This is a genomic window from Bacillus sp. JK106 (genome assembly GCF_053663355.1).
In genome coordinates this window covers 844,603-869,826 of record NZ_JBSJQC010000003.1, presented here as the reverse complement: position 1 = coordinate 869,826, position 25,224 = coordinate 844,603, and the positions used below count along the sequence as shown (strand labels likewise).

Genomic DNA, 25,224 nt, shown 5'->3' with positions numbered 1-25,224 from the left:
TTGGGCTTTATTTTTTGCTTGTCCGAATTATGAGGCGACAGAATCAATGACATCGACAATCTGGCCTGTTTTTGCATTAACCATAACTTCATATTGCTCCAGTTCGCCGAATGCCGAACGTGTCACGCCGGTTTTGTATACCTGGATGGTTTCTCCGTTTACCTGGTAGGGCTCGGGCTCTGTGTAAATCCATGATCCGTCTATCGGCCCGCGCTGTTTAAAAGCCGCTTTCACGATACGGAGCGCTTTTTCTGAAGAGATATAAGGTTTCATCGCATACTTTTTCACTGCGATGGCAGCGCATAATCCGACTCCTGCACCTAAGAGAAAATGACGTAATTTCAATATGAAGCACCTCCAATTATGTCGTAGTTTTTATTATACAGAAGATGCCAGACGGTGTTAAGTAAAGCGGCGGTTTTACAGCCCATTCAATCTGAGCGCTTGGAAAACGGTTGTTTTTCTAATAAAATAAAAGCATTACATAGAAATGAGGGGAAAATATGAATGAGGAAACGAAAACGCTTTTCCGGACGCTGACGCAGCTTCCCGGCGCACCGGGAAATGAACATCAGGTCCGCTCCTTTATGAAACGGGAGCTTGCGAAATATGCGGATGACATCGTGCAGGACAGACTCGGAAGTGTTTTCGGAGTAAGGCGCGGCGCTGAAGATGCGCCGACCGTTATGGTAGCCGGGCATATGGATGAAGTCGGGTTTATGGTGACACAGATTACGGATAACGGCATGCTGAGATTTCAGACGCTCGGCGGCTGGTGGAGCCAGGTGCTGCTTGCCCAGCGTGTCGAGGTGCAGACGGATAACGGACCGATTATCGGCGTCATCTCAAGCATCCCGCCCCACATTTTAACGGATGCCCAGCGCGCAAAGCCGATGGAGATCAAAAATATGATGATTGATATCGGTGCCGATGACAGAGAGGACGCGGTCAAAATGGGGATCAGACCGGGACAGCAGGTCGTGCCGGTCTGCCCGTTCACCCCGATGGCCAACGAGAAGAAAATATTGTCCAAAGCGTGGGATAACCGCTACGGCTGCGGGTTAAGCATTGAACTATTAAAAGAGCTGCACGGAAAAGACCTGCCGAACAATCTGTACGCCGGGGCCACCGTTCAGGAGGAAGTCGGCTTGAGAGGGGCGCAGACAGCGGCCAACATGATTCAGCCTGATCTCTTCTTCGCGCTTGATGCCAGCCCGGCAAATGATATGAGCGGGGATAAGGAGCTGTTCGGCCGTCTCGGCGAGGGGGTGCTGCTCCGCATTCTCGATAGAACGACGGTCATGCACCGCGGGATGAGAGAGTTCGTCCTTGATATGGCGGAAACGCACAATATCCCTTATCAATATTTCGCTTCAGGCGGAGGAACGGATGCCGGACGGGTCCACATATCAAACAGCGGGGTTCCGTCTGCCGTCATCGGCATTTGTTCAAGATACATTCATACAAATGCCGCTATCATCCATGTCGATGATTATGCCGCGGCGAAAGAAATGCTCATTAAGCTGGTCATGGCGAGTGACAAACAGACGGTTGAAACGATCAGAGAAAATGTGTAAAAAAATAAGCAGTCAATAAGTCCCTTTGAATACTTATTGACTGCTGTTTTTACATTCTGTTTTAAGCCGCGTGATCGAGACAGTTCATTAAAGCGTATTGAAAATAGAATTAGGTAACACATATTATTTTTCAATATTATTATCAAAATGGTTCCAATCCAAATAAACAACCACGAATCTTTATTGCAATGATAAACGTTTTTAAATCAAAAACATGCTGCAAGCATTGAGATGAGCAGCGATTTCACAAAGTCGAGTCATTTGCATTTTTTATTTGTTCTGCAAGGAGGTATGATTATGACAAAAAAGACAAACATAAAATTTCCTCTCATCTCTAACAATCTTCCTCTTGATCTGGTTAATACTGAGGTGGTCAGTTATGGTAAACGTCATAATTTGTTAAAGTCAAAAGAGGATCTTTTAGAATGGTTAAGGTTAATGAGTAAAGTAACCCCTTTTTTCAATCAATTAACATTAAAAAAAGCACAAGATGAACTGACTACTGTGATGGTTGAAAAAATACTTGAGTTACGATCAACACTAAGAGAAAATTTTGAGAAAATTGCAGATGGTGAAGAACCTGGAGAATCTTTTATCACTTTTTTAGAAAAAAAGATTGAATTGGCTCCATTTACATATAAGATTCTCGATACTAAACTTGCTCGTATTCCAATTGGAAATATTGATGATGCAATTATTTCGCTCATTGCTTATGATGGCTTATCGCTAATATATACAAAAAAGATTAATTTAATTAAGCGATGTGCTAATGAGGAATGTGTTTTATTATTCATTGATAACACTGGAAGGAGAAAATGGTGTTCAATGAAGATATGTGGTAACAGAGAAAAGGTTTCCCGTCATCTTAAAAAAACATAGAACAAATTTTCTTTATTGTATTGTCGAAATCATCTTGCACTTTACTTTAATTTTGAATAATCACATATAAATAAAAAGTTAATGAACAGCCTTATTTCAATATTCTTTTGAGTAAGGTTGTTTGTCTTTTTTAGAAAAAACAATCAATAAGTAACTTAACGGCTTTTACGGAAAATTAAAATGTCGCTCATAAAACAACCAATTTGCAGCTAAAACCCAGTTGAATTATAAAAAAAGGTTAAAGTAACAAACAGGAAAATGATATTTCAAGCGTTCTTAAAAGATCATTTTTGAATAGAAGAACAATCTTTGAAAGAGAGAAGGATTGTAATTTCAGATTTATAACCCTTTAAAATTAAATTGACAGGTTATTTTAATTGTTTTAAACTTAGTGAAAAGGAGGGGTTATATTGAAGATTGAGCAAACAGCAGAAAATCCACAAAGTAAAAAAGGATATTATTTCAAAAAAATGAAAGGAGGAGGAAAAAGTCCTTTAAAAGTAAATGTTAAAGATGCTTCAACAGGCTTATTAGGTGGTTTTATAACAATTTTAATCTTGTCATTGATAACCTATAAAACTGGATCTCTGTGGCTGATGGCGCCTTTTGGGGCAAGTTGTGTACTGGCTTTCGGAGCGTGGAATGCCCCTTTATCACAACCTAGAAATATTATTGGCGGACACTTCATCTCGACATTGACTGGACTTGTTATATATAATCTTCTTGGTTCTCATCCCTGGACATTGGCTTTAGGAGTGGGGCTAGCTATATTTTTTATGGCGGTTACAAAGACTACTCATCCACCTGCTGGAGCGGACCCTATTGTAGTTATTCAAGGGGCGTATGCTTGGAGCTATTTAGCTTTTCCGGTTTTTGTGGGATCTGTAATTATTGTTGCGGCAGCAGTTATTATTAATAACTTGCGAAATAATCGGCAGTATCCCACTTTTTGGTTTTAATCAATTTCAACGAGCAGCATATGTATCCGTTATTGCGCAGATTTCGCTCTCCTTCCTTACATATAAAGAAAACAATATATAGTTAGTTTGAGGTTGAGTAAAATAATTCATGAATGAAGTGAAGAAAAAGAGGGCTGTGGGAATAATTTATTGCGGACAAATTCTTTTGGATTCGAGAAAAAAGTCTGAAAAGTAAGATTTGATACCATTCTATTGTAAATAGGTAAGCAGGACCGCATAAAGGCGGCCTGCTTATTCTGTTTCAAATAAATAAGAAAGTGCTTTCATCGCTTGATTTACGGTTTCGACCGTGATATTCGCTTTTCCGGAAAGCTCTTTCAGCGGATGATGAAGTTCTTTCGGGCGGATGAGAATGAGCGGCTTTCCTTTTGCGACGGCATAAGAAGCATCCATCGCGGTATTCCACTGTTTATATTTCTCGCCAAACAGGGCGATCACAAAATCGGCTTTTTCCATCAGCACCTCTGTACGGAAATTGTTGATATCAGAAGCTCTGGCGTCTTTTAAAACAGAATCGGGCTGCACGCCCATAATCTCTTCTCCGATATTGTCTGAGCGTTCATGGTTTTCCATCGGACCGACAAACGTAATCGGCAGGTTCAGCGCTTTTGCTTTTTGTTTGATTTCATCCCGCCAATCACTGTGGATTTCACCGGCTAAATACACGACAAACTGCACCTTTTGCCCCTCCTTATGTACATATTCAGAATTTCGTACGGCTACAAGCAAAATGGTAAACGAAACTTGCTTGATAATGCAAATGAAATATGATAATGATATTGCATATAGTTGGTTTTGCCGTAAACAGTCTGGTATGATCCAATTGGACAAACATCAGCATATAAAAAACTCATAATCCAGATGGAGGAATGACAATGAAAAAGATTGAAAGCACGGAAGAATTGCAAAAAGCGGTACAAGACGATTGGGCGGTATTTATGTTTTCAGCGGATTGGTGCCCGGACTGCCGCTTTGTGGAGCCGTTTCTCCCTGAGCTGGAAGCGGACTTTCCTGAATTCACTTATTACTACGTAGACCGCGATCAATTTATTGATACATGCGCGGAATGGGAAATTTACGGCATTCCGAGCTTTGTTGTGTTTAACGGAGGAAAAGAAGTGAACCGCTTCGTCAGCAAAGACCGTAAAACAAAAGAAGAAATTGAGCAATTTTTAACCGATTCCCTTGCTAAAGCATAAAGGAGGCCACGGGCTTTGAAAATGACGTCAAGGAAGCTGGCGGATTTATTAAAACAGCGCCTGCAGCACGAGAACCGATCCTTCTTTTTTGACAGAGAAAAAGACACCCTCCGTGTTGAGGATCAAACGACCAAAAAAGGCATCACATTGGAGCTCCCGCCGATCATTGCGAAATGGGAGACGAAAAAAGAAGAAGCGATCGACGAAATCGTCTACTATGTGTCAGAAGCGATGGAGGCGATGGAAGGCAGCGGACAGGAGATGTCCGGAAAGGAAGCCGGAATCTATCCGGTCATCCGCTCCACGTCATTTCCCGATCAAACAAGCGACGGCATTCCGCTCGTGTATGATGACCATACGGCCGAAACGAGAATCTACTACGCGCTTGATCTCGGTAAGACGTACCGCTTAATTGACAGCCGTATGCTCGAGAAAGAAAACTGGACAAAAGAACGCATCAGGGAGACGGCGTCATTCAATCTCCGCTCTCTTCCTTCGGTCGTGAAACAGGATACGGTTGCGGACAATTATTTTTATTTTTTCAGGGCGAATGACGGCTATGACGCCAGCCGGATTCTCAATGATTCAATTCTTCATGAATACAAGCAGGCCGCTGAAGGCGAATTAGCGATTTCCGTTCCGCATCAGGATGTATTAATACTTGCTGACATTCGAAATGAATCGGGTTATGATATTTTAGGGCAAATGTCCATGAGCTTCTTTGCAAGCGGCACGGTGCCGATTACGGCCCTTTCATTTCTGTATAATGAAGGCAGACTGGAACCTGTGTTTATCATGGCGAAAAGCCGGCCGAAAAAGGATTAGAAAGGATTTTTCTTATGAACGCTTTTTACAATAAAGAAGGTGTGGGAGATACGCTTCTGATCTCTCTTAAAGATGCAGCACGCGAAGAAATCGGCTATGAAAGAGAAGGCGATGTCGTCAGAATCTTTAACAAAGAAACAAAAGAAACGACGGGCTTTAACATTTTTAACGTGTCTTCTTACTTACAGATTGAAGACAACGGCCCCGTCGCTTTGTCTGAGACATTCGTTCAGGATGTGAATGAAATACTGAACAGAAACGGCGTTTCAGAAACGCTGACGGTTGACCTTTCTCCGAAATTTGTTGTCGGTCACGTTGAATCGAAAGAAAAACATCCGAATGCGGATAAACTGAATATCTGCCAAGTGAATGTGGGAGAGGAAACCCTTCAAATCGTTTGCGGCGCGCCGAACGTGGACAAAGGGCAAAAAGTCGTCGTCGCTAAAGTCGGCGCGGTAATGCCGAGCGGACTTGTGATTAAAGACGCTGAATTAAGAGGCGTTCCGTCAAGCGGCATGATCTGCTCCGCAAAAGAACTCGCTTTGCCGGATGCACCGGCGGAAAAAGGGATTCTTGTTCTTGAAGACAGCCGCGAGGCCGGCGAAGCATTTCAATTCTAACTCCCATAAATAAGCGCACAGAATCGAATGATGTGAGAGAAAGCCGTTAAGCAGGCCTGCTTAACGGCTTTCTTCAGTTGGGAGCTTAATCTTTTCTGAGCCGCCCGGCAATGGTATACTAAATATCGTCCCAGACTACTAAAAAGGGAGTTAGAGAGTGATTAAACATGAGTTGGCTGAATAAATTTTTTGACTTATTTTTAGGTGAAAAAGAAGAAGAGCATGAACGTGAACCGAACATGCATGCCCAAATCCCGAAACAGCACATACCGGATCAGCCAGAAGGCAAATTAACGCGCATGGAAGATCCTAAAATATATTACGAATATCCGAAAGGGAATTTCCGCTTCCCTGTCGTTCCGGACGGCTATAAGCGAACGGAGCAAAACCAAAGACAGCGGGAAAGGCACGAACGCCGTCAGCCGTCCCGGGGTTATGCCGCCGGGAAGGAGCAAACCGAGCGGAAACAGCATACACATAAAGAGCCTGATACCGTGAAAAAGCCCTTTAAACCGTCATCCATTCCTTCACCGGTTTACGGCTTTCAATCTCAGCACAGCATCAAAAAAGCGCCTATTTCCGAAAAGCGGCGTGAAGAGAACGTAACATTGCTGTCAGAGGAGCAATTTGTTCCGCCTAAATCCGGTCAGGAAACGGAAAAAGAGCCCGTCTTCACAACATCCGGTATAACAAAACAGACGAATGACCGGCCAGACCCGTTTGCGAAACAAGAAACGGAAGAAATCCAGGCCGTTAAAAAAGAGGAGCTACACACCGAGGCTGAGAATGCAAAAGAGCGAGTGTTTGCAGCACCAGAACCGCAGCAGGCTGAAGAGCTGGAGCACACCGAAAGCGCGGAGTCTGCCGGCTTTACAGAAGAACAAGAGCATGAACAAACCCGCCCGCAGCCTATAATAGAGCCTGAGTATGAAGCATCCCGAACGGCTGAAAACACAGAGGAACAAGCGGCGCTGCAGGGGGAACATCAGGAGCCTGAGCCGGAAAAAGCACCGCCTTTTGAAACCGCAGAAGAACCGGTGTATACATACACAGAACCCGGATACGATGAGGAAGTTCAGCCGCAGTCTGAAGACAAGCCCGAATCAGCTGAACCCGACGCGAAACAGGAAGCAGACTGTCAGCCTGAGTACAATGAAGCAGACCGGCATTCAGACCTCGCGCCTGAACCAGCAAGCATTGAGACGGCTGATGCCCCGTCCCGGCCTGCCGAAGAAAAAACGGAGCATCCCGGACAGCCTCAGACTGTGAGAAAAGCGGAGCGGCCGAAAGAGCGCAATGTTCCGTTTAACGTCATGATGCTTAAAAGCGATAAACACAAGCAGACGAAGACGCCAGAGGGCGGAGCGAGCTATGTCTTTCCGAATCTGTCGCTTCTGGACGTACCGCCGGCGCAAAGACATGACGACCAATCGTGGATTGAAGAACAGCGCGAGCTTTTAAACGTTACGCTGAAAAACTTTAATGTGCGCGCCCAAGTCGTTCATGTCACACAAGGCCCGTCCGTCACACGTTTTGAAGTGCATCCTGAGCCCGGAGTGAAAGTAAACAAAATTACAAACTTAGCAGATGATATTAAACTGAGCCTGTCTGCCAAGGATATTCGGATTGAGGCGCCGATCCCCGGTAAAAACACGATCGGCATTGAAGTTCCGAACCGCGTAAGCAAAGTCGTCGATTTAAGGCAGATGATCAGAAGCGCCGCTTTCAGGACGAATCCGTCTCCGCTTACAGCCGCGCTCGGTGTCGATATTTCCGGAAACCCGGTCGTCATTAATTTGAAAAAGATGCCGCACGGGTTGATAGCGGGTGCGACAGGATCGGGAAAAAGCGTCTGCATCAATACCATTTTGGTCAGTCTGCTTTATAAGGCGGATCCGAGTGATGTCAAAATGCTTCTGATTGATCCGAAAATGGTCGAGCTTGCGCCTTATAACCAAATACCGCATTTGGTCAGCCCCGTCATCACGGACGCCAAAGCCGCGACCGCCGCGTTAAAATGGGTTGTGGAAGAGATGGAACGGCGGTATGAACTGTTTGCCCATTCGGGTGTGAGAGATATCGGCCGCTTTAATGAATTAACGGCCGATCATAAGACAGGCGAAAAGCTTCCGTACCTCGTAGTGGTCATTGATGAGCTTGCCGATTTAATGATGGTCGCGCCGAACGATGTGGAAGAAAGCATCGCCAGAATCGCGCAGAAAGCGAGAGCCTGCGGCATTCATCTGCTTGTCGCGACACAGCGTCCGTCTGTCGATGTCATTACCGGAATGATCAAGGCGAACATACCGACGAGGATTGCATTCTCCGTCTCAAGCCAGGTAGATTCCAGAACGATCATCGACATGGCGGGAGCGGAAAAGCTGCTCGGAAAAGGCGACATGCTGTACTGGGAAAACGGTACCGGAAAACCGGTGCGCCTGCAGGGCAACTTTGTTTCCGACAGAGAGATTGACCGCGTCGTCTCTCATGTCAGAAAGCAGCTGCCGCCTTCTTATTTGTTTGAACAGGAAGAACTGATCAGGCAGGGAACCGCCCTTAAGGAAGAAGATGAACTGTTTCCTGAGGCGTGCCAATTCGTCGTGGAGCAAAACAGCGCCAGCACCTCAAGCCTTCAAAGAAGGTTCAGAATCGGTTATAACCGCGCCGCGAGGCTGATTGACATGATGGAAGCCGAAGGCATGATCTCAGAAGCGAAGGGCAGCAAACCCCGTGAAGTGCTGATTACGGCCGCTGACATTTCTCAAGAATAAGAATATCGTTCATTTTTCTCACAAACATGGTATGATAGTGGATGGACCATCAAAACTGCATCACTGTCACGCGCTGAAATATCATGCGGCAGGTTTAATCAAAAAGAAAGTTACAGATACTGACGATAACGTAAAAATAAATGGAAGCGCCGCTGTGCGGGCTTTTCGCCCGCTGCGGTCGCAAAATGAAATGAGCGTCATATACTGGGGAACAGATAGACGTTTGTTGGAGGTACGATTATGACTGTTTATCATTTTGTTGGAATAAAAGGGACAGGTATGAGCCCGCTTGCTCAAATCCTGCATGATACGGGGTATCAGGTGCAGGGATCGGATATCGAGAAGCAGATTTTCACTCAGGCTGCCCTTGAAAAAAGAAATATCCCGATCTATCCGTTCAGCGCCGATAACATCAAACCCGGCTTAACGGTAATCGCCGGAAACGCATTTCCTGATTCTCATCCGGAAATCGCAAAGGCGCTCGCTGAAGGGATTCCTGTCATCAGATATCATAAATTTTTAGCTGAATATATGAAAAAATATACAAGTGTCGCAGTAACGGGCGCACACGGCAAGACGTCCACAACGGGCCTCTTGGCACACGTGATGCAGCAGGCGAAGCCGACTTCGTTTCTTATCGGGGACGGGACGGGCAGAGGAAATGAAAGCAGCGAATACTTTGTATTTGAAGCTTGCGAGTACCGCCGTCATTTCTTAAGCTATCAGCCTGATTATGCGATTATGACGAATATTGATTTTGACCACCCTGATTATTTCGCCAACATTGACGATGTGTTTGATGCTTTCCAAAACATGGCGCTTCAAGTCAACAAAGGCATCATTGCCTGCGGTGATGACGAGTACCTGCCGAAAATTCACGCCAATGTGCCTGTCGTTTATTACGGCACGGGAGAAGAAAACGATTTTCAAGCGAGAAACATCGTAAAAAATACGGAAGGCACGACATTTGACGTCTTTGTCCGCAATACGTTTTACGATACGTTCTACATCCCGGCATACGGCCATCACAATGTCCTCAATTCCTTAGCGGTCATTGCGCTCTGCCACTATGAAGAGATAGACGTGAACATGATTAAGCTCGGACTTGAATCATTCGGCGGCGTCAAACGCAGATTCAATGAAAAAGTGATCGGCAGCCAGGTACTGATCGACGACTACGCCCACCATCCGACTGAAATCAAAGTCACGATTGAGGCGGCGCGCCAAAAATATCCCGAACGTGAAATCATCGCGGTATTTCAGCCGCATACGTTTACACGGACGCAATCATTCCTGGATGAATTCGCAGAAAGCTTAAGCGCGGCCGACCGCGTGTATCTGTGCGACATTTTCGGCTCTGCCCGCGAGAACGTCGGCAAGCTCACGATCACGGATCTTCAGGAAAAAATCGATAACGCAGAACTCATTGAAGAAAATGACACATCCGTGTTAAAAGCGCATGAAGGCGCAGTGCTGATCTTCATGGGCGCCGGAGACATTCAAAAATATATGAGAGCCTATGAAAACGTCATAGCGTAACAAAAAAGCAGTGGGGCTCTCACTGCTTTTTTGCGCGTGCTGCAAAAGGGATTTACCGATAAATGGAGAAATAGTATACATACAGACCTTTCATATATGTTTATCATTTTAAGAATTGGGTATATACCACTATATCCTGCATTATAAGGAGGTATTAGATGATCATCATTCTTTACTTAAGCGTCGCACTCATTGCCGTTGCATTTCTCATCCTCGTCATCTATCTGTCCAAAACATTAAAGTCCGTGCAGATGACTTTAACAAACGTAGCCTCGACTTTAGACGGCCTTGAAGGACAGATGAAAGGCATTACCGCAGAGACAGCCGAGCTGTTACATAAGACAAACCGTCTCGCGGAAGACATTCAGGAAAAATCAGAGAAATTAAATACGGTTGTCCATGCTGTTCAGGAAGTGGGAACTTCCGTCCAGCAGTTTAATACATCCATAAAGCAGGCAGCAGGTTCCGTTACGGCCTCTGTAAGAGAGAATCAGGATAAGATCAGTCAGGTTGTCACCTGGAGCCAGGCCGCTATGGAAATATGGGACAAGTGGAAGCAAAAGAAAAAAACATCGCTTTAATCATAAGAAAAATCCACTAAGGAGGAATCATAATGAGCAAAGATGGAATCAATAGTAAGGATTTTTTAATCGGAACGCTGATCGGGGGAATTATCGGCGCGACAACGGCGTTGTTTCTGGCGCCTAAATCAGGTAAGGAGCTGCGCGACGATCTCGGCAGTCAGGCTTCTGCGTTAAAGGATAAGACGGACAGAATGACGGCTGACGCGAAAGAAAAAGGCTCTCAATATGTCAGCATCGCCAAGGACAAAACATCTAATATCACCCAGCTGGTAGCTGATCAGTCAGGCCAGATTATGAATAAAGTGAAGGATTTAAAAGACCGTTCTAAGAGCACACTAACCGAGAAAGCCGAAGAGACGAGAAGCGAAATGCAGGACACGGCCCAAAGCATCAAGGCCGAAGCGGAAGACGCCGGGGAAAAAGCCGGTCAGGCAAATCGCTGACCTTCAATAAGGAGAGATAACCGACATGACAAAACAGCTGATATCATCTGAAGAAGAGTTCAAAAATGCCGCTGAGAAAGAAAACACGCTCGTGTTTTTGAAACACAGCACAACCTGCCCGATCAGCCAAGCCGCGTTTCAGGAGTTTGACGCCTTTGCATCGGAGCATTCAGAAGTACCTTCTTATTACCTGCATGTGCAGGACAGCCGGCCGCTTTCAAACTATATCGCCGAGACATACGGCGTGAAACATGAAAGCCCGCAAGTATTCGTCATTACAAACGGCGAAGTGAAATGGCACGCGTCTCATTCACAAATCACAAAAAACGCAATAGAGCAGCACCTTTCATAATTGCTGGCCGCCGGTTGATATCGGCGGTTTTTTTTTTGAAAAAAACTATTGATCATTTCAGCCGGATCATGTAGGATATCAATATATACTGCTTCAACGCATAAAAGCTTAAAAGCGTTTTGGTGATAAAGTCGAATGTGAAAAAATTTATTATTTCATATTCCTATTTTCGCATAACTGTAGTAAGATGCATGTTAACCATTAAAATAAAACATAGCATAGAAGGGATGAAAAAGATGAGCAACAAGGAATTAGAGAGCCTAAGACAGCAGGCAGACGCACTAAACTTAGAAATCCTTAAATTAATCAATGAACGCGGAGCCGTTGTAAAAGAAATCGGTAAAGCAAAGGAAGCACAGGGTGTCAACCGATTTGACCCTGTCAGAGAGCGTACAATGCTTAACCGCATTATTGAAAGCAATGACGGCCCATTTGAAAACTCAACGATCCAGCATATTTTCAAAGAAATTTTCAAAGCCGGACTTGAACTTCAAGAAGAGGATCACAGCAAAGCGTTGCTCGTCTCCCGGAAGAAAAAAGCAGAAGATACGATCGTTGACATTAAAGGCGAAAAAATCGGTGACGGCGATCAGAGATTCATCGTCGGACCTTGTGCCGTAGAAAGCTATGAGCAGGTTGCCGAAGTCGCGGCCGCAGCGAAAAAACAAGGCATTAAAATCCTGCGCGGGGGCGCGTTTAAACCCCGCACAAGTCCGTATGATTTCCAAGGTCTCGGTGTAGAAGGCCTGCAAATTCTCAAACGCGTCGCTGATGAATATGACCTCGCGGTGATCAGTGAAATCGTAACGCCCGCCCACATTGAGCAAGCGATTGATTACATTGACGTCATTCAGATCGGCGCGCGGAACATGCAAAACTTTGAATTGCTGAAAGCCGCCGGCTCCGTTAAAAAGCCGGTATTGTTAAAACGCGGTCTTGCCGCAACAATTTCAGAATTTATCAATGCAGCTGAATACATCATGTCACAAGGAAACGACCAAATCATTCTTTGTGAACGCGGAATCAGAACGTACGAAACGGCAACGAGAAACACGCTCGACATTTCTGCCGTGCCGATTTTGAAACAGGAAACTCACTTGCCGGTGTTTGTTGACGTCACACACTCAACAGGCCGCCGCGATCTCCTGCTTCCGACAGCAAAAGCGGCGCTTGCGATCGGCGCTGACGGCGTGATGGCCGAAGTTCACCCTGATCCTTCCGTTGCCCTGTCAGACTCTGCGCAGCAGATGGATATCCCTGAATTCGAGAAATGGCTGAACGAATTAAAGCCGATGCTGAAAGTAAAAGCATAATACAATGTTCCGCTCTTTAAAGGCCGCCTCGCGCGGCTTTTTTTCGTATCTTCATTTTATTTAATTATAAAATGAAAGTGAACGTTTTCATCACTGGGAAAAACGTGTATAATTTCATGAGAGATATTTAAATTTGATGAATAATGAAAAATAATGTACACTACTGACTTACGCTTACAATCATAAACGACAGAATGCGAAATCGTACGACATTTCTTTACATAAAGTGTTTATGCTATAGATAAGGATAAGTGTATCCAGTAAAAGGAGTGGTTTCAGTGAGCAACATTACGATATACGATGTGGCCAGAGAAGCAAATGTCAGTATGGCGACTGTTTCCCGCGTCGTGAACGGCAACCCGAATGTAAAACCGACGACCAGAAAAAAAGTATTGGAAGCCATTGACCGGCTCGGCTACCGTCCGAACGCGGTGGCAAGAGGGCTTGCAAGCAAAAAAACGACAACGGTCGGCGTCATCATCCCTGATATCTCAAGCATTTTCTACTCGGAACTTGCGCGTGGAATTGAAGATATCGCGACGATGTACAAATATAATATTATTTTAAGCAACTCGGATCAAAATCTTGAGAAAGAACTGCATCTGTTAAATACGATGCTCGGCAAACAAGTGGACGGTATCGTATTTATGGGCGGCAACATTACGGACGAGCATGTCGAAGAATTTAAGCGCTCTCCTGTGCCGATCGTCTTGGCGGCATCAGTGGAAGAACAGGGCGAGACGCCTTCTGTCGCCATTGATTATGAACAGGCGATTTATGATGCCGTTAAGCTTTTCATTGATAAAGGGCATCGCGATATTGCTTTCGTCTCCGGACCGATGCAAGAGCCGATCAACCGTTCGAAAAAACTGCAAGGGTACAAACGGGCGCTTGAAGAAGCGGCGATTCCGTTTAACGAGCAATTCGTAGCGGAAGGCGATTACACTTATGATTCCGGTATGGAGGCGCTTCAAAGTTTGATGGGCCTTGACCGGAAACCGACGGCGATTCTTTCTGCGACGGATGAAATGGCCCTCGGCATTATCCATGCGGCCCAAGATCAAGGTCTTTCGATACCTGATGATCTTGATATTATCGGTTTTGACAATACGAGATTGAGCCTGATGGTCCGCCCTCAGCTTTCAACAGTCGTGCAGCCTACGTACGATATCGGCGCCGTGGCGATGAGACTTTTGACAAAACTGATGAACAAAGAGCCGGTTGAAGAGCATATCGTCGAATTGCCTCACCGCATCGAATTAAGACAATCAACCAAGTCATAAAAAAACGGAAAAGCAAGCTTCACTCTGAGGGGTGGAATCTTGCTTTTTTACTTGAGTAAGGAGAAGATATGAAACGTTTTGATTATCTGACGCCCGTTGGCTTTATGTTAGGCTGTATTATCGTCGCAATCGGTATTCTGTCAGGGACGGGACTGGCGGGAATCAGTTCATTTTTGGATCAGACTTCTTTTTTAATCGTCACTGGCGGCCTTGCTGCGGCGATTTTTATCAGCTTTCCGCCGAGGGATTTAAAGAAAACCCCTTCTGTTCTGAAACAGGTATTCTCCCGTCAGGATGACAATGTGAAAGAGCTTGTCAGAGTATTTGTCAGCCTTTCGGAGCAGGCGCGCAGGCAGGGGCTGCTGTCTCTGGATGACCAGGCGCGGGAGATCAATGATCCGTTTTTAAAAAAAGGGCTTTTGCTTGCGATTGACGGCTGGGACGAGGAAACGATCCGGCTGGTGATGGATTCTGAGATCGCCGCAATGGAAGAAAGACACAGAAAAGGAAGACGCGTTTTTGAAAAAGCCGGTGATTTCGCACCCGCCTGGGGAATGATCGGGACGCTCGTCGGACTCGTTCTTATGCTCAAAAATTTAAATGACCCGCATACCCTCGGACCGAACATGGCCGTTGCGCTATTGACGACGCTGTACGGAGCGCTGCTTGCCAATTTGGTGTTTATTCCAATCGCGGCAAAACTTGAAGAAAAAACGGAAAGTGAAATTTTCATCAAACAGGTCATGATCGAAGGGGTTGTCGGCATCCAATCGGGCAAAAATCCCCGCAACCTCGAAAGTCAGCTCGTCGTCTTCAGCTCAAGAGAAGACTGGCGTAAAGGACAGCCTGCGAACAAGAAAAAGGGCGCTGTCCATGAAGCTTAGAAAAGAGCGTTTTGAAAGAAGAAACAAACCGGAACATTCCGGCGGTTCACCAAGATGGATGGTGACGTTCGCTGACTTGATCACGCTCATTCTCGTGTTCTTTATCTTGCTTTTTTCGATGTCGCAAATAGACGCGGAAAAATTTCAATCTGCCGTTTCATCGATTCATACAAACGGCGGCGGGGGTGAACCGGCGTCATCAGACAAAGCAAACGAAAATAAAGAACAGGATTTGCTGTTACAAAACGTGAAGACATACATAAAAGCGCATCATTTGAGTTCCAAATTGACGGCGAAGCGCGATGAGCGCGGAGTGGTTCTTGTGCTGCAGGAGGCCGTTCTATTTCAGACGGGAAAAGCGGATGTGCTGAAAAACGCCGAGCCGGTTCTGCATCAGATCGCGGTGCTTTTAAAAACAATTCCGAATGACATACAGGTAGAAGGCCATACGGACAGCCGCCGGATTTCCACCTATCAATTCCCGTCGAACTGGGAGCTGTCGTCTGCAAGAGCGGCGAGTGTGATCCGGTATTTTACCGCGAATGAAGACTTTTCCGCCAAACGGTTTATCTCTGCCGGGTATGCGGATACGAAACCTGTGAAGGACAACAAAAGTCCCGGACATATGAAAGAAAACCGCCGTGTAGAAATTGTGATCAAAAAAACGACCTCCTCATAAGGTCGTTTTTTATTTTGTTTTATACCGCTGCTCAGACCGGATGGCAAAAAGAGCTTTTTCCACGGTTTGGGCATTTTTTTCTGAAATTTCTTCTTTACGGGGAATCGGAGGATATAATTGTTCAGGATCACTCCAAAAAGCGGGCAACGTGCAGGGGGAATGCTTCTGCCATTTATCAATCCATTTCTGCGGTATGCGCTCCCCGGGATCAATCCCTTTCATCTCAAGCCAAATGCGGCTCCATGCTCTCGGGACGACTCTCCAAATATCGTATCCGCCGCCGCCGACCGCGATCCATCTGCCGCTGCAATATTGATGGGCTAATGAATGAGCGAGCCGCGGGATCTCCTGATAAATGGAGATTGTATTGGACAGGTGTGTCAACGGGTCGTAATAATGGGCGTCCGCACCGTTTTGGGTAAGTATGACATCCGGCTTAAAAAAAGCCGCGATTTCTGAGGCGGCCGTTTTGTAAGCGTGGAGAAAGGAATCGTCCTCTGTGAAAGCGTCCAGCGGAATGTTAAAAGAATAGCCGTAGCCTTGCCCGCTTCCTTTTTCCAGTACCTGCCCCGTCCCGGGAAATAAATAACGCCCTGTCTCGTGAAAAGAAACAGTGCAGACATCAGACCTGTCGTAAAACGTAAATTGAACGCCGTCGCCGTGGTGGGCGTCTGTATCAATGTATAACACTTTTGCCCCGTAGTTCTTCTGGATGTATTGGATGGCCACGGCGCTGTCATTATAGATACAAAAGCCTGACGCCCTGCCGCGGAAGCCGTGGTGAAGGCCGCCTCCTAAATTGCAGGCGTGCCTGGCTTGTCCCGTCATGACGTAATCAGCCGCCGTTAAGGTGCCGCCCACCAGAAGCGACGCAGCTTCATGCATGCCGGCAAAAACGGGGGTGTCTTCCGTTCCGAGACCGTAGCTTTCTCCTTCTGCGGCAGGGAGCCGGCCCGCACCCGCAAGTTCCACCGCCTGTATATAATCCTCTGTATGAACGAGAGCCAGCTCTTCTTTAGAGGCCGTGCGCGGAATGACGATGTCTCCTTCGTCAAACGCGTCCGCCGCCTGAAGCAGATCGTATGTTAAAAGCACGCGCTGCTGATTGAACGGATGATCCTGATGAAATTGATACGTCTGATAAGAAGGCGAATAAACAAAAACGCTGTCTTTCATGGCTGATCCCTCAAATGCTTCGGCCATAAGACATTGTATCCGGCTTCATGAACGGCACGGATAAAAGGGAGCGGATTCATCGTCTTCACCCGGAAGACGAGAATGTTCGACCCGGCGGAATCATGGGGATAGACGAGCACACTCAGGATTTGAAGCTGAAGATCACGGCACAAGCAGCTGAGATCAGCAAGGCTTTTTGTCATATCCGTCACCAGGATTTCCACCTGGGATCCCGGCTGGGCCGCGCCTGTCAGGCTGACGAAAGTCCGGAGCACGTCGGTTTTCGTTAAAATGCCCGTCAGCTTATGGTTTACCGTAATCGGCAGACAGCCGATGCCGTGCTCATAAAAGGAGGCGGATATTTCTTCCACAAAGTCAAGCGGATGGGCGCAGATGACATCCCGCTTCATAATGGTCTCCACTTTGTTTGTCAGAAACGCGCCGCGTTCCTTTTGTTCAAAGCTGCCGGGGCCGGCCTGTTTAATGTCTCTGTCTGTGACAATACCGGTGACGTGCAGCTCGTCGTCGATGACAGGGAGATGGCGGATATGATATATCTTCATTTTCCGGACGGCTGTTTCAATGGAGTCGTGTTTTGAGACGGTGATGACGTCCCGTTTCATGATTTGTTCTGCAATCATCTTTTTATCCCCTTTGTATGTCAGTCAATACATAAATCGCTGATAAAAACGAAGCCTGTCGAACTGTTCAATTGACTCCTGACTGACGTGCCTGCCGATGCGGGCCATCAGACAATTGGCCGGATGAGAGCTGATTTCCGGTTCATCCGTTGCAAACCAGACAAGACCCCCGGCATTCATCATCTTTTCCATGATCTTTCTGTATTCCCACACATCTTTTTTCATTCCTTTTAAATCCCAATGCCAGTAATATTCCGTCGTCATGATGATGTACCGTTCCATCTGTTCATCCATCATGCTGACTGTCAGCAACGTTTTTCCGACAGAACAGCCCCTGTAGCCGGGAGCGACCTCGATCGCACCGAGTTCAAGGAGGTCTTCCATATTTCCGTCAGACCACCGTTCAAGCGGATCAGGATATAAATACGTCACATAGCCGATAATCGTCTGTCCGTCCCTGGCGATAATGATCCGACCTTCAGGAAGCCCGGCGATCTCGATTAACGCTTTGTGCTGTTCATGAGGAAGGCGAAAGGCTGTCAGGCCTTCATGAAACTCATACTGTGCTAGGTCCTTTGGAGGAACGGGCCCTTCTACCAATAGAGGGCCGGCTGCTGTCTGAATTGATGAAGAATGGTACGTTTTATGATGTTTCACTGATTCACCGCCTGTCGGTTCTTAATAAAAACACATCTCTCTTAAGCATAACAAAATATAAAGCGTTTTCAATAGTGTTGTAATTTATATTTTAAAAATTGAGAAAACTGTGAACATCTACTATAATTAGTCTATAGATAAGCAAAGGGGGATGTTGCATGAATTTGAAAGCGTTGCCGGCGGAAAAGGGGAATTATCATCTGCGAAATTATGAGGAAACGTACCGCAGCTTCGATTGGAAAGAGGTCGAAGCGGAGTTTTCCTGGCATCAGACGGGGAAGCTGAATGCGGCGTACGAAGCGATTGACCGTCATGCCGAATCATTTCGAAAAAACAAAGTAGCGCTGTATTACAAGGACGCAAACCGGGATGAAAAATATACATTTAAAGAAATGATGGAGGAATCGAATCGGGCGGGAAATGTACTGAGACGGTATGGAAACGTGGAAAAAGGGGACCGCGTTTTTATTTTCATGCCGCGTTCGCCGGAGCTTTACTTTATTATGCTCGGCGCAATTAAAATCGGTGCAATCGCCGGCCCTTTATTTGAAGCGTTTATGGAAGGCGCCGTCAAAGACCGCCTGTTGAACAGCCAGGCAAAGGTTGTCGTGACGACACCTGAACTGGCCGAACGGATTCCGGCGGACAGCCTGCCCGACCTCGAGCATATTTTCATTGTCGGCGGCAGCAAAGAAGCGGGAGATAAAATCATCCATTATGATAAAGCGGCTGAGGGAGAAAGCACGAGACTTGATATTGAATGGATGGACAGAAGAGACGGCTACCTGCTTCACTACACATCAGGGTCTACCGGAACGCCCAAAGGTGTGCTCCATGTTCATGAAGCCATGATTCAGCAATACCAGACCGGCAAGTGGGTGCTTGATCTTAAAGAAGACGATATTTACTGGTGCACTGCGGACCCGGGCTGGGTGACCGGGACGGTGTACGGGATATTTGCGCCGTGGCTGAACGGAGCGGCGAACGTGATCGTCGGCGGCAGATTCAGTCCGGAAAACTGGTACGGCACGATTGAGAAGCTCGGTGTCAGCGTCTGGTACAGCGCTCCGACGGCTTTCAGAATGCTTATGGGCGCCGGAGATGAAATGGCATCCAAATTTGACCTTACTTCACTTCGTCACGTCCTGAGTGTCGGAGAACCTCTGAACCCCGAGGTCATCAAGTGGGGACATAAAGTATTCGGCAAGCGCATCCACGACACGTGGTGGATGACAGAAACGGGCGGACAGCTCATCTGCAATTATCCTTGCATGGAGATCAAGCCGGGTTCAATGGGGAAACCGATTCCGGGAGTGGAAGCGGCGATCGTTGACAATCAGGGAAATGAGCTTCCGCCGTACCGGATGGGAAATCTCGCCATTAAAAAGGGCTGGCCGTCGATGATGGATTCCATTTGGAACAACAAAGAGAAATATGATTCTTATTTCATGCCGGGCGGCTGGTATGTTTCCGGAGATTCTGCTTATATGGATGAAGACGGTTATTTCTGGTTCCAAGGCAGAGTCGATGATGTCATTATGACATCCGGCGAGCGCGTCGGCCCGTTTGAAGTCGAAAGCAAACTTGTTGAACATCCGGCGATTGCCGAAGCCGGGGTCATCGGAAAGCCGGATCCTGTCCGGGGAGAAATTATTAAAGCGTTTATCGCGCTCAGAGAAGGGCATGAGCCATCCGATCAGCTGAAGGAGGACATTCGCCTCTTTGTAAAACAGGGGCTTGCCGCGCATGCCGCACCGCGGGAAATTGAATTCAAAGATAAACTTCCGAAAACACGGAGCGGAAAAATCATGAGACGTGTGCTGAAGGCGTGGGAGCTGAACCTGCCGGCAGGCGACCTGTCCACAATGGAAGATTAAAGACGGCGTTGACATCGTATCTTATTTATGTTAAAAATGAGTAAGCTTCATACGAAAAGGTTTTGATTGAGACAAGTAGGATATCTGATTGTTCCAGAGAGCTGATGGCCGGTGAAAATCAGCACATAAGATATGCCGAATACACTCATGAACCGCTTTTGCGAACAAAGCTATTCCAAGGCTTTCAGTAGTGAAAGAACGGACACGGTCCGTTATCAAAAAGAGTGATAAAAGCTTTTTTATGTTTTTATTAGTAGGGTGGTACCGCGATTATATCGTCCCTTCGTTTTAAACGAAGGGGCGTTTTTTATTTTCATAAACAAAGGAGCAGACAAAATGACTAACTTATTAGAGGATTTATCATTCCGCGGCTTAATCCAGCAAATGACGGATGAAGAAGGACTGAATAAACAGCTGAACGAAGAAAAAATCCGTTTATACTCAGGGTTTGACCCGACGGCTGACAGCCTGCACATCGGACACCTTCTGCCGATATTGACACTGCGCCGTTTCCAGCTTGCAGGCCACCATCCGATTGCGCTTGTAGGCGGCGCGACGGGACTGATCGGCGATCCGAGCGGCAAAAAAGCGGAGCGTACGTTAAATACTCAGGATATCGTTGTCGAATGGTCGCAAAAAATTAAAAATCAGCTTTCCCGATTTTTAGATTTCGAGGCCGGAGAAAACCCCGCTGTCATAGCGAACAACTTTGATTGGATCGGAAAGCTGAGCATCATTGAATTTCTCCGCGACGTCGGAAAGAACTTCGGAATTAACTACATGCTTGCGAAAGATACTGTAAGCTCAAGAATTGAAACCGGAATTTCTTACACGGAATTCAGCTACATGATCCTGCAATCCTACGATTTTCTGAATCTGTACAGAGAAAAGAACTGCAAACTCCAAATCGGAGGCAGTGACCAGTGGGGCAACATCACGGCCGGTCTTGAACTGATCAGAAAATCAGAAGAAGAAGGGGCGAAAGCTTTCGGTCTTACCATTCCGCTCGTCACAAAAGCTGACGGCACGAAATTCGGCAAAACGGAAGGCGGCGCCATTTGGCTTGATAAAGAAAAAACATCGCCGTACGAATTCTACCAGTTCTGGATCAATACAGATGACCGCGACGTCGTCAAATACTTAAAATACTTTACTTTCTTGTCAAAAGAGGAAATTGAAGCTTATGCTGAAAAAACGGAGACGGCTCCTGAGAAAAGAGAAGCGCAGAAACGTCTCGCCGAAGAGGTGACTGTTCTTGTACACGGCCGCGAAGCGCTTGAGCAGGCCGTTCATATCTCCCAGGCGCTGTTCAGCGGCAATATTAAAGAGCTTTCCGCTCAAGACGTCAAGGTAGGATTTAAAGATGTACCTTCGTTTGAAAAAGTCCGCTCTGAAGAACTGTCTTTAGTAGACGTGCTTGTGGAATCTAAATTGTCGCCTTCAAAACGGCAGGCCCGCGAAGACATTCAAAACGGAGCTGTTTACATTAACGGCGAGCGCCAGACGGACATCGGGCATCTTCTGACTGCGGAAGACCGCATTGAAGATCAATTTACCGTACTGCGCCGCGGAAAGAAAAAATACTTCCTGATCACGTACTGAAAATAAAAAGCAGTCCGGCCGCTCAATGCGGCAGGCTGCTTTTTTATGTTTTGTGAATACTGCACGGGGAAATGAGTACAGTACATAGTATAAGCAAAACAGGGAAGGGGTGCTGCGCCGTGAATTTCATGTTTACCATCGCAAAAGAAAGATTGCAGCGGGATCATTGGGAACAGCAGCAAAGCATAAACGCCGAAGCCAAAGCCGAGGAATCAGAGACGGAAGAAGAAAATCCGACATCATAAAGGTAAAGCCTCCATTCTGCGGAATGGAGGCTTTTGATTGTCACCATATCAGCCTGACGGCGGCCATCAGCACGACTCCTGTGATGACCGTGATGGATAAGCTTTTTGTCAGCATCGCACAAAGCAATGTCGGGATGAGAACGATCATTGCTTTCCAATCAAAGGTCAAAGCGCTGTTTGTTTTCACAATCATGCTTTCCGTTACCAGAGCAGTCAAAATGCAAAGCGGAATAAAGGAGAGCCATTTTAAAGCCAATTCAGGCATCTGAATGTTCCGGACAAATATAAACGGAACAATGCGCGGCACAAGTGTAACAATCATGCAGCCGAGTATAATCCAGATCATTTGTGTGCTGATGCTCATTTGTCCGTCACCACCCCGATCGTTGCCACAATCACGGTTGAGACGATGACCGCGATGTGTGACGGGACGAAATACGATAACAAGACCATAAAAATGATCATATAGAGAATTAAGGAGAGGCTGTGCTTCAGCTTTTCCGAAGCGGACGACTGCAATTGCAGCACAAGCAGCGCCGCAAACATAGCGGGCAAAGCAAAGTCCAGGCCGAGCGCGTAAGGATCAGATATCCATTGCCCGAGAAGCCCGCCCATCACGCAGGAAATAACCCAGCACATGTAAGCGGTTATATTGAGGCCGTTCATCCACTTATCGTATAACCTGCCGTTCTGAGCCGCTTTGTTCACCGCTACTCCGAAAGATTCGTCAGTAAGCAGAGCCCCGAAGCCGATATTTTTTGCCAGAGAGTATTTCGTGAAATACGGCGCGATGGTCAGGCTCAGCAGAAGGTGCCGCAGATTGACGATAAACGTCGTTAAAATAATGGCGGAAATCGGACTCCCGGAAACAAGGAGCGAGCAAATAATAAATTGGGCGGCGCCGGCATAGACACACAAGGATAACAAACAGATTTCAAGAATGCTTAGATGAGAGGCAACGCCGACGATGCCGAAAGCAAAACCGATGCTCATATAGCCCAGCAGCGTAGGCACACAATCCCGCACCCCCTGTAAAAACGTATCGTTCATTTCCCGGGAAACGGCGGTTTTTTGCACTTCTGTGTTAATCATTTTTTATACTCCTTTCATAGAGATTATAATGATAACGACTAATGAAAAAATCAAAGAAAATACGGTTCACATTTATATGAACCGATTTCCGGTGACGACATGAAATAACGAATGGTTTTGTTTCATCAGGCCTTCAACTTTTTCAGCCCCGACTTCTTTCACAAGCTCTGCGAACATCAGATCGTGCCTCATATATTCCATGGCCACGAGAACGAGAGCGGGATCTTCTGATTTAATGGCCCAGGCATTCGTCTGCGGAGAAAAATTGGCGATTAAGACTTCTTTATTATCTCGGGCAGCTATCGTTAATCTTCCGCCCATCCGTTTCTCCGCCACTTCAGGAGACATATTATGATTTGTCGTATTTCCGAGCTTCACTTCCGGAGGGCCGAACACAATCGAAAAGACGGGCAATTGTTCGGCGGCGCGTTTATTAGCGGCTTCCTGAATAAAGGGAATCTGCTGTTCCCAGACAGACAGCCACAACTCTTCCTCGGCTTTTTCAATCATATCCTTCATCTCATTGATGACATGATCATTCGTGCTGATGCGGCGGATGACATTCATCTCCTGCTCGCTTTCCAGCGCCAATAACTTTTCCTCAAGGTAGCCGAATGAGTTCTCGAAATCGTGCCGGAGCCGGTCGATTAATTCCTTTCCGGCCAGCGGGGCATATGTAACCGGATCAGACGGCACAATATGGACAGCGCCTTTATCAACTAATTTCCCCAATACCTCATAGATCATTGAGCGGGGGACGCCTGACCTTTTGCTGATTTCATATCCGGTAACAGGCGAGTGTTTCAACAAGCCGATATATGCTTTACATTCATATTGAGAAAATCCAAACTTCTGTAATTCTTTCAGAACATCGTCCATAAACATCCTCCGTAGTGGTTATTCATGAAACTACTATAATGTAAGCGGTTATATCTTGTCAATGGGACTTGAGTGCTGAAAGAAAGGTTCGCCTGTTTTGTCGCTTTCCAACTTAGTTTATGATGAGTTACATGTATGGCTTTTGTGAAAAACGTTGCCGTAGACCCACACGAATGCCGTTTGATACGATAAATACAAGAAGTCAAAAAGAGGAGGATCACGGTGGAAAACACCTCTAAAATCGCTTTTTTATCGGTTATAAGCAATTCCCTGGTCGTCATGCTCAAAATAGTGGTGGGGATAATAACCGGATCTGTCGCGATACTTTCTGAAGCCATTCATTCTTTTTTAGATTTGATCGCCGCCTTCATCGCCTTTATCTCCGTCAGGATTTCAAAAAAGCCGGCTGATACAGGGCATCCGTACGGTCATGGAAAAGTCGAGAATCTGTCGGGGACCATCGAGACGATTCTGATTTTTGCGGCAGGGATTTGGATGATATATGAATGCATTCAAAAACTGGTGAACCCGGCGCCGGTTCATCTGCCCGTATTGGGAATTGTTGTGATGCTTGCTGGGGCTCTCATTAATTTGATCGTTTCGAAGTTCGTAAAAAGAGAAGCCGAAAAGGTTAATTCCGTGGCAATGAAATCAAATGCCCTGCATTTACTGACTGACGTGTACACATCATTAGGCGTAGCGGCAAGCCTTTTGGTCGTTACCTTAACGGAGTGGTACATACTTGATCCCATTATAGGTATGGTGCTGGCGGTGTATATCATATATGAAGCGTTTAAGTTAATGAAAGAAGCATTCCCGCCGCTGATTGATACCCGTTTGTCGGAAGAGGAAGAAAAAACAATTTTAAAGATTATCGAAACATTTCAACAGGAATTTATTGAAATTCACGATTTTCGTACAAGACGCTCCGGCCCGCAAGAGTATATTGATTTTCACCTGGTCGTACCCTCTCACGTGACGATTAAAGACGTGCACGACCTGTGTGACCGCATTGAAAGAGATATTACGGATGAATTCAAACAAGCACAGGTAATGATTCACCCCGAGCCGGAGAGCGAGAGGAAGAAATAAATCGATCTTATGTTTGCGTTTGTTCCCGGCAAAAT

27 protein-coding genes and 1 other annotated feature are annotated in these 25,224 nt (G+C 46.3%); of the genes, 19 read left to right on the top strand and 8 right to left on the bottom strand.

Annotated elements, in window-relative coordinates:
* Positions 1–27 precede the first annotated feature (27 nt).
* The gene (locus ACWJJS_RS14825; protein ID WP_003152366.1) at positions 28–345 is read right to left on the bottom strand and encodes a PepSY domain-containing protein; all 318 of its coding nucleotides are present in this window, start codon (positions 343–345) and stop codon (positions 28–30) included.
* A 158-nt stretch (positions 346–503) separates the two neighbouring features.
* On the opposite strand from ACWJJS_RS14825, the gene ACWJJS_RS14820 reads away from it, so the two are divergent.
* The 3 genes from ACWJJS_RS14820 to ACWJJS_RS14810 all read left to right on the top strand — a co-directional run bounded on the left by ACWJJS_RS14820 (position 504) and on the right by ACWJJS_RS14810 (position 3,415).
* Positions 504–1,577, top strand: a complete 1,074-nt coding sequence (locus ACWJJS_RS14820; protein WP_003152370.1) for a M42 family metallopeptidase — start codon at positions 504–506, stop codon at positions 1,575–1,577.
* A 297-nt stretch (positions 1,578–1,874) separates the two neighbouring features.
* Positions 1,875–2,456 carry a CGNR zinc finger domain-containing protein gene (locus ACWJJS_RS14815; RefSeq protein WP_102422696.1) on the top strand — a complete coding sequence of 194 codons (582 nt, stop codon included), beginning with the start codon at positions 1,875–1,877 and terminating at the stop codon, positions 2,454–2,456.
* 470 nt (positions 2,457–2,926) lie between these two features.
* Positions 2,927–3,415: an HPP family protein gene (locus ACWJJS_RS14810; RefSeq protein WP_026092269.1), complete on the top strand. Its 489-nt coding sequence runs from the start codon at positions 2,927–2,929 to the stop codon at positions 3,413–3,415.
* A gap of 252 nt (positions 3,416–3,667) precedes the next feature.
* Here the strand turns inward: ACWJJS_RS14810 and ACWJJS_RS14805 are convergent, their stop codons facing one another.
* Complete coding sequence (locus ACWJJS_RS14805) at positions 3,668–4,114, bottom strand: YtoQ family protein (RefSeq protein ID WP_071391484.1); 447 nt, start codon at positions 4,112–4,114, stop codon at positions 3,668–3,670.
* Between the two features lie 197 nt (positions 4,115–4,311).
* Here ACWJJS_RS14805 and ACWJJS_RS14800 point away from each other — a divergent pair, with 197 nt between their 5' ends.
* From ACWJJS_RS14800 to motS, 12 genes are all read left to right on the top strand, one after another.
* The gene (locus tag ACWJJS_RS14800; protein WP_003152373.1) at positions 4,312–4,635 is read left to right on the top strand and encodes a thioredoxin family protein; all 324 of its coding nucleotides are present in this window, start codon (positions 4,312–4,314) and stop codon (positions 4,633–4,635) included.
* Between the two features lie 15 nt (positions 4,636–4,650).
* Entirely contained in the window at positions 4,651–5,460 is an 810-nt protein-coding gene (locus ACWJJS_RS14795; RefSeq protein WP_012118213.1) for a DUF1444 domain-containing protein, read from the top strand.
* A 14-nt stretch (positions 5,461–5,474) separates the two neighbouring features.
* The gene (gene ytpR / locus ACWJJS_RS14790; RefSeq protein ID WP_003152375.1) at positions 5,475–6,080 is read left to right on the top strand and encodes a YtpR family tRNA-binding protein; all 606 of its coding nucleotides are present in this window, start codon (positions 5,475–5,477) and stop codon (positions 6,078–6,080) included.
* A 167-nt stretch (positions 6,081–6,247) separates the two neighbouring features.
* Positions 6,248–8,851, top strand: coding sequence for a DNA translocase FtsK (locus ACWJJS_RS14785; RefSeq protein ID WP_454023670.1), 2,604 nt, complete (start codon positions 6,248–6,250; stop codon positions 8,849–8,851).
* A 240-nt stretch (positions 8,852–9,091) separates the two neighbouring features.
* Positions 9,092–10,390, top strand: a complete 1,299-nt coding sequence (gene murC / locus ACWJJS_RS14780; protein ID WP_032873626.1) for a UDP-N-acetylmuramate--L-alanine ligase — start codon at positions 9,092–9,094, stop codon at positions 10,388–10,390.
* A 158-nt stretch (positions 10,391–10,548) separates the two neighbouring features.
* Positions 10,549–10,971, top strand: coding sequence for a DUF948 domain-containing protein (locus ACWJJS_RS14775; protein WP_003152378.1), 423 nt, complete (start codon positions 10,549–10,551; stop codon positions 10,969–10,971).
* Between the two features lie 32 nt (positions 10,972–11,003).
* Entirely contained in the window at positions 11,004–11,417 is a 414-nt protein-coding gene (locus ACWJJS_RS14770) for a YtxH domain-containing protein (RefSeq protein ID WP_003152380.1), read from the top strand.
* Between the two features lie 25 nt (positions 11,418–11,442).
* Positions 11,443–11,769 carry a bacillithiol system redox-active protein YtxJ gene (ytxJ, locus tag ACWJJS_RS14765; RefSeq protein ID WP_017418385.1) on the top strand — a complete coding sequence of 109 codons (327 nt, stop codon included), beginning with the start codon at positions 11,443–11,445 and terminating at the stop codon, positions 11,767–11,769.
* Between the two features lie 236 nt (positions 11,770–12,005).
* On the top strand, positions 12,006–13,082 hold the full coding sequence (locus ACWJJS_RS14760; RefSeq protein WP_003152383.1) for a bifunctional 3-deoxy-7-phosphoheptulonate synthase/chorismate mutase: 1,077 nt from the start codon (positions 12,006–12,008) through the stop codon (positions 13,080–13,082).
* Between the two features lie 278 nt (positions 13,083–13,360).
* Positions 13,361–14,365 (top strand): catabolite control protein A, encoded by a 1,005-nt coding sequence (gene ccpA / locus ACWJJS_RS14755; protein WP_003152385.1) that lies wholly within the window; start codon positions 13,361–13,363, stop codon positions 14,363–14,365.
* A 68-nt stretch (positions 14,366–14,433) separates the two neighbouring features.
* Entirely contained in the window at positions 14,434–15,249 is an 816-nt protein-coding gene (motP, locus tag ACWJJS_RS14750; RefSeq protein ID WP_454023669.1) for a flagellar motor protein MotP, read from the top strand.
* On the top strand, positions 15,239–15,928 hold the full coding sequence (motS, locus tag ACWJJS_RS14745; protein ID WP_070082224.1) for a flagellar motor protein MotS: 690 nt from the start codon (positions 15,239–15,241) through the stop codon (positions 15,926–15,928). The genes motP and motS overlap by 11 nt, the downstream gene beginning before the upstream one ends.
* A 9-nt stretch (positions 15,929–15,937) precedes the next feature.
* Here the strand turns inward: motS and ACWJJS_RS14740 are convergent, their stop codons facing one another.
* From ACWJJS_RS14740 to ACWJJS_RS14730, 3 genes are read right to left on the bottom strand one after another with little or no spacing between them, the layout of a single operon-like run.
* On the bottom strand, positions 15,938–17,104 hold the full coding sequence (locus ACWJJS_RS14740) for an acetoin utilization protein AcuC (protein ID WP_071391487.1): 1,167 nt from the start codon (positions 17,102–17,104) through the stop codon (positions 15,938–15,940).
* Complete coding sequence (locus tag ACWJJS_RS14735; protein WP_226565833.1) at positions 17,101–17,745, bottom strand: acetoin utilization AcuB family protein; 645 nt, start codon at positions 17,743–17,745, stop codon at positions 17,101–17,103. The genes ACWJJS_RS14740 and ACWJJS_RS14735 overlap by 4 nt, the downstream gene beginning before the upstream one ends.
* 24 nt (positions 17,746–17,769) lie before the next feature.
* A complete protein-coding gene (locus ACWJJS_RS14730; protein WP_003152390.1) occupies positions 17,770–18,402 on the bottom strand; it encodes a GNAT family N-acetyltransferase in 633 nt (210 codons plus the stop codon).
* 158 nt (positions 18,403–18,560) lie between these two features.
* Here ACWJJS_RS14730 and acsA point away from each other — a divergent pair, with 158 nt between their 5' ends.
* The 3 genes from acsA to sr7p all read left to right on the top strand — a co-directional run bounded on the left by acsA (position 18,561) and on the right by sr7p (position 22,126).
* Positions 18,561–20,279 carry an acetate--CoA ligase gene (gene acsA, locus ACWJJS_RS14725; protein WP_014418650.1) on the top strand — a complete coding sequence of 573 codons (1,719 nt, stop codon included), beginning with the start codon at positions 18,561–18,563 and terminating at the stop codon, positions 20,277–20,279.
* A 53-nt stretch (positions 20,280–20,332) separates the two neighbouring features.
* Positions 20,333–20,565: a binding site (T-box leader), on the top strand.
* Between the two features lie 50 nt (positions 20,566–20,615).
* Positions 20,616–21,881 carry a tyrosine--tRNA ligase gene (tyrS, locus tag ACWJJS_RS14720; protein ID WP_454023668.1) on the top strand — a complete coding sequence of 422 codons (1,266 nt, stop codon included), beginning with the start codon at positions 20,616–20,618 and terminating at the stop codon, positions 21,879–21,881.
* Positions 21,882–22,000: 119 nt separating this feature from the next.
* A complete protein-coding gene (gene sr7p, locus ACWJJS_RS14715) occupies positions 22,001–22,126 on the top strand; it encodes a small protein SR7P (protein WP_007408768.1) in 126 nt (41 codons plus the stop codon).
* A gap of 40 nt (positions 22,127–22,166) precedes the next feature.
* Here the strand turns inward: sr7p and ACWJJS_RS14710 are convergent, their stop codons facing one another.
* From ACWJJS_RS14710 to ACWJJS_RS14700, 3 genes are all read right to left on the bottom strand, one after another.
* The gene (locus ACWJJS_RS14710; protein ID WP_003152394.1) at positions 22,167–22,490 is read right to left on the bottom strand and encodes an AzlD domain-containing protein; all 324 of its coding nucleotides are present in this window, start codon (positions 22,488–22,490) and stop codon (positions 22,167–22,169) included.
* Positions 22,487–23,218 carry an AzlC family ABC transporter permease gene (locus ACWJJS_RS14705; protein ID WP_003152395.1) on the bottom strand — a complete coding sequence of 244 codons (732 nt, stop codon included), beginning with the start codon at positions 23,216–23,218 and terminating at the stop codon, positions 22,487–22,489. The genes ACWJJS_RS14710 and ACWJJS_RS14705 overlap by 4 nt, the downstream gene beginning before the upstream one ends.
* 72 nt (positions 23,219–23,290) lie before the next feature.
* Positions 23,291–24,097 carry a TrmB family transcriptional regulator gene (locus ACWJJS_RS14700; RefSeq protein WP_017418381.1) on the bottom strand — a complete coding sequence of 269 codons (807 nt, stop codon included), beginning with the start codon at positions 24,095–24,097 and terminating at the stop codon, positions 23,291–23,293.
* A 222-nt stretch (positions 24,098–24,319) separates the two neighbouring features.
* On the opposite strand from ACWJJS_RS14700, the gene ACWJJS_RS14695 reads away from it, so the two are divergent.
* The gene (locus tag ACWJJS_RS14695; RefSeq protein ID WP_025649731.1) at positions 24,320–25,189 is read left to right on the top strand and encodes a cation diffusion facilitator family transporter; all 870 of its coding nucleotides are present in this window, start codon (positions 24,320–24,322) and stop codon (positions 25,187–25,189) included.
* The last annotated feature ends 35 nt before the right edge of the window (positions 25,190–25,224 follow it).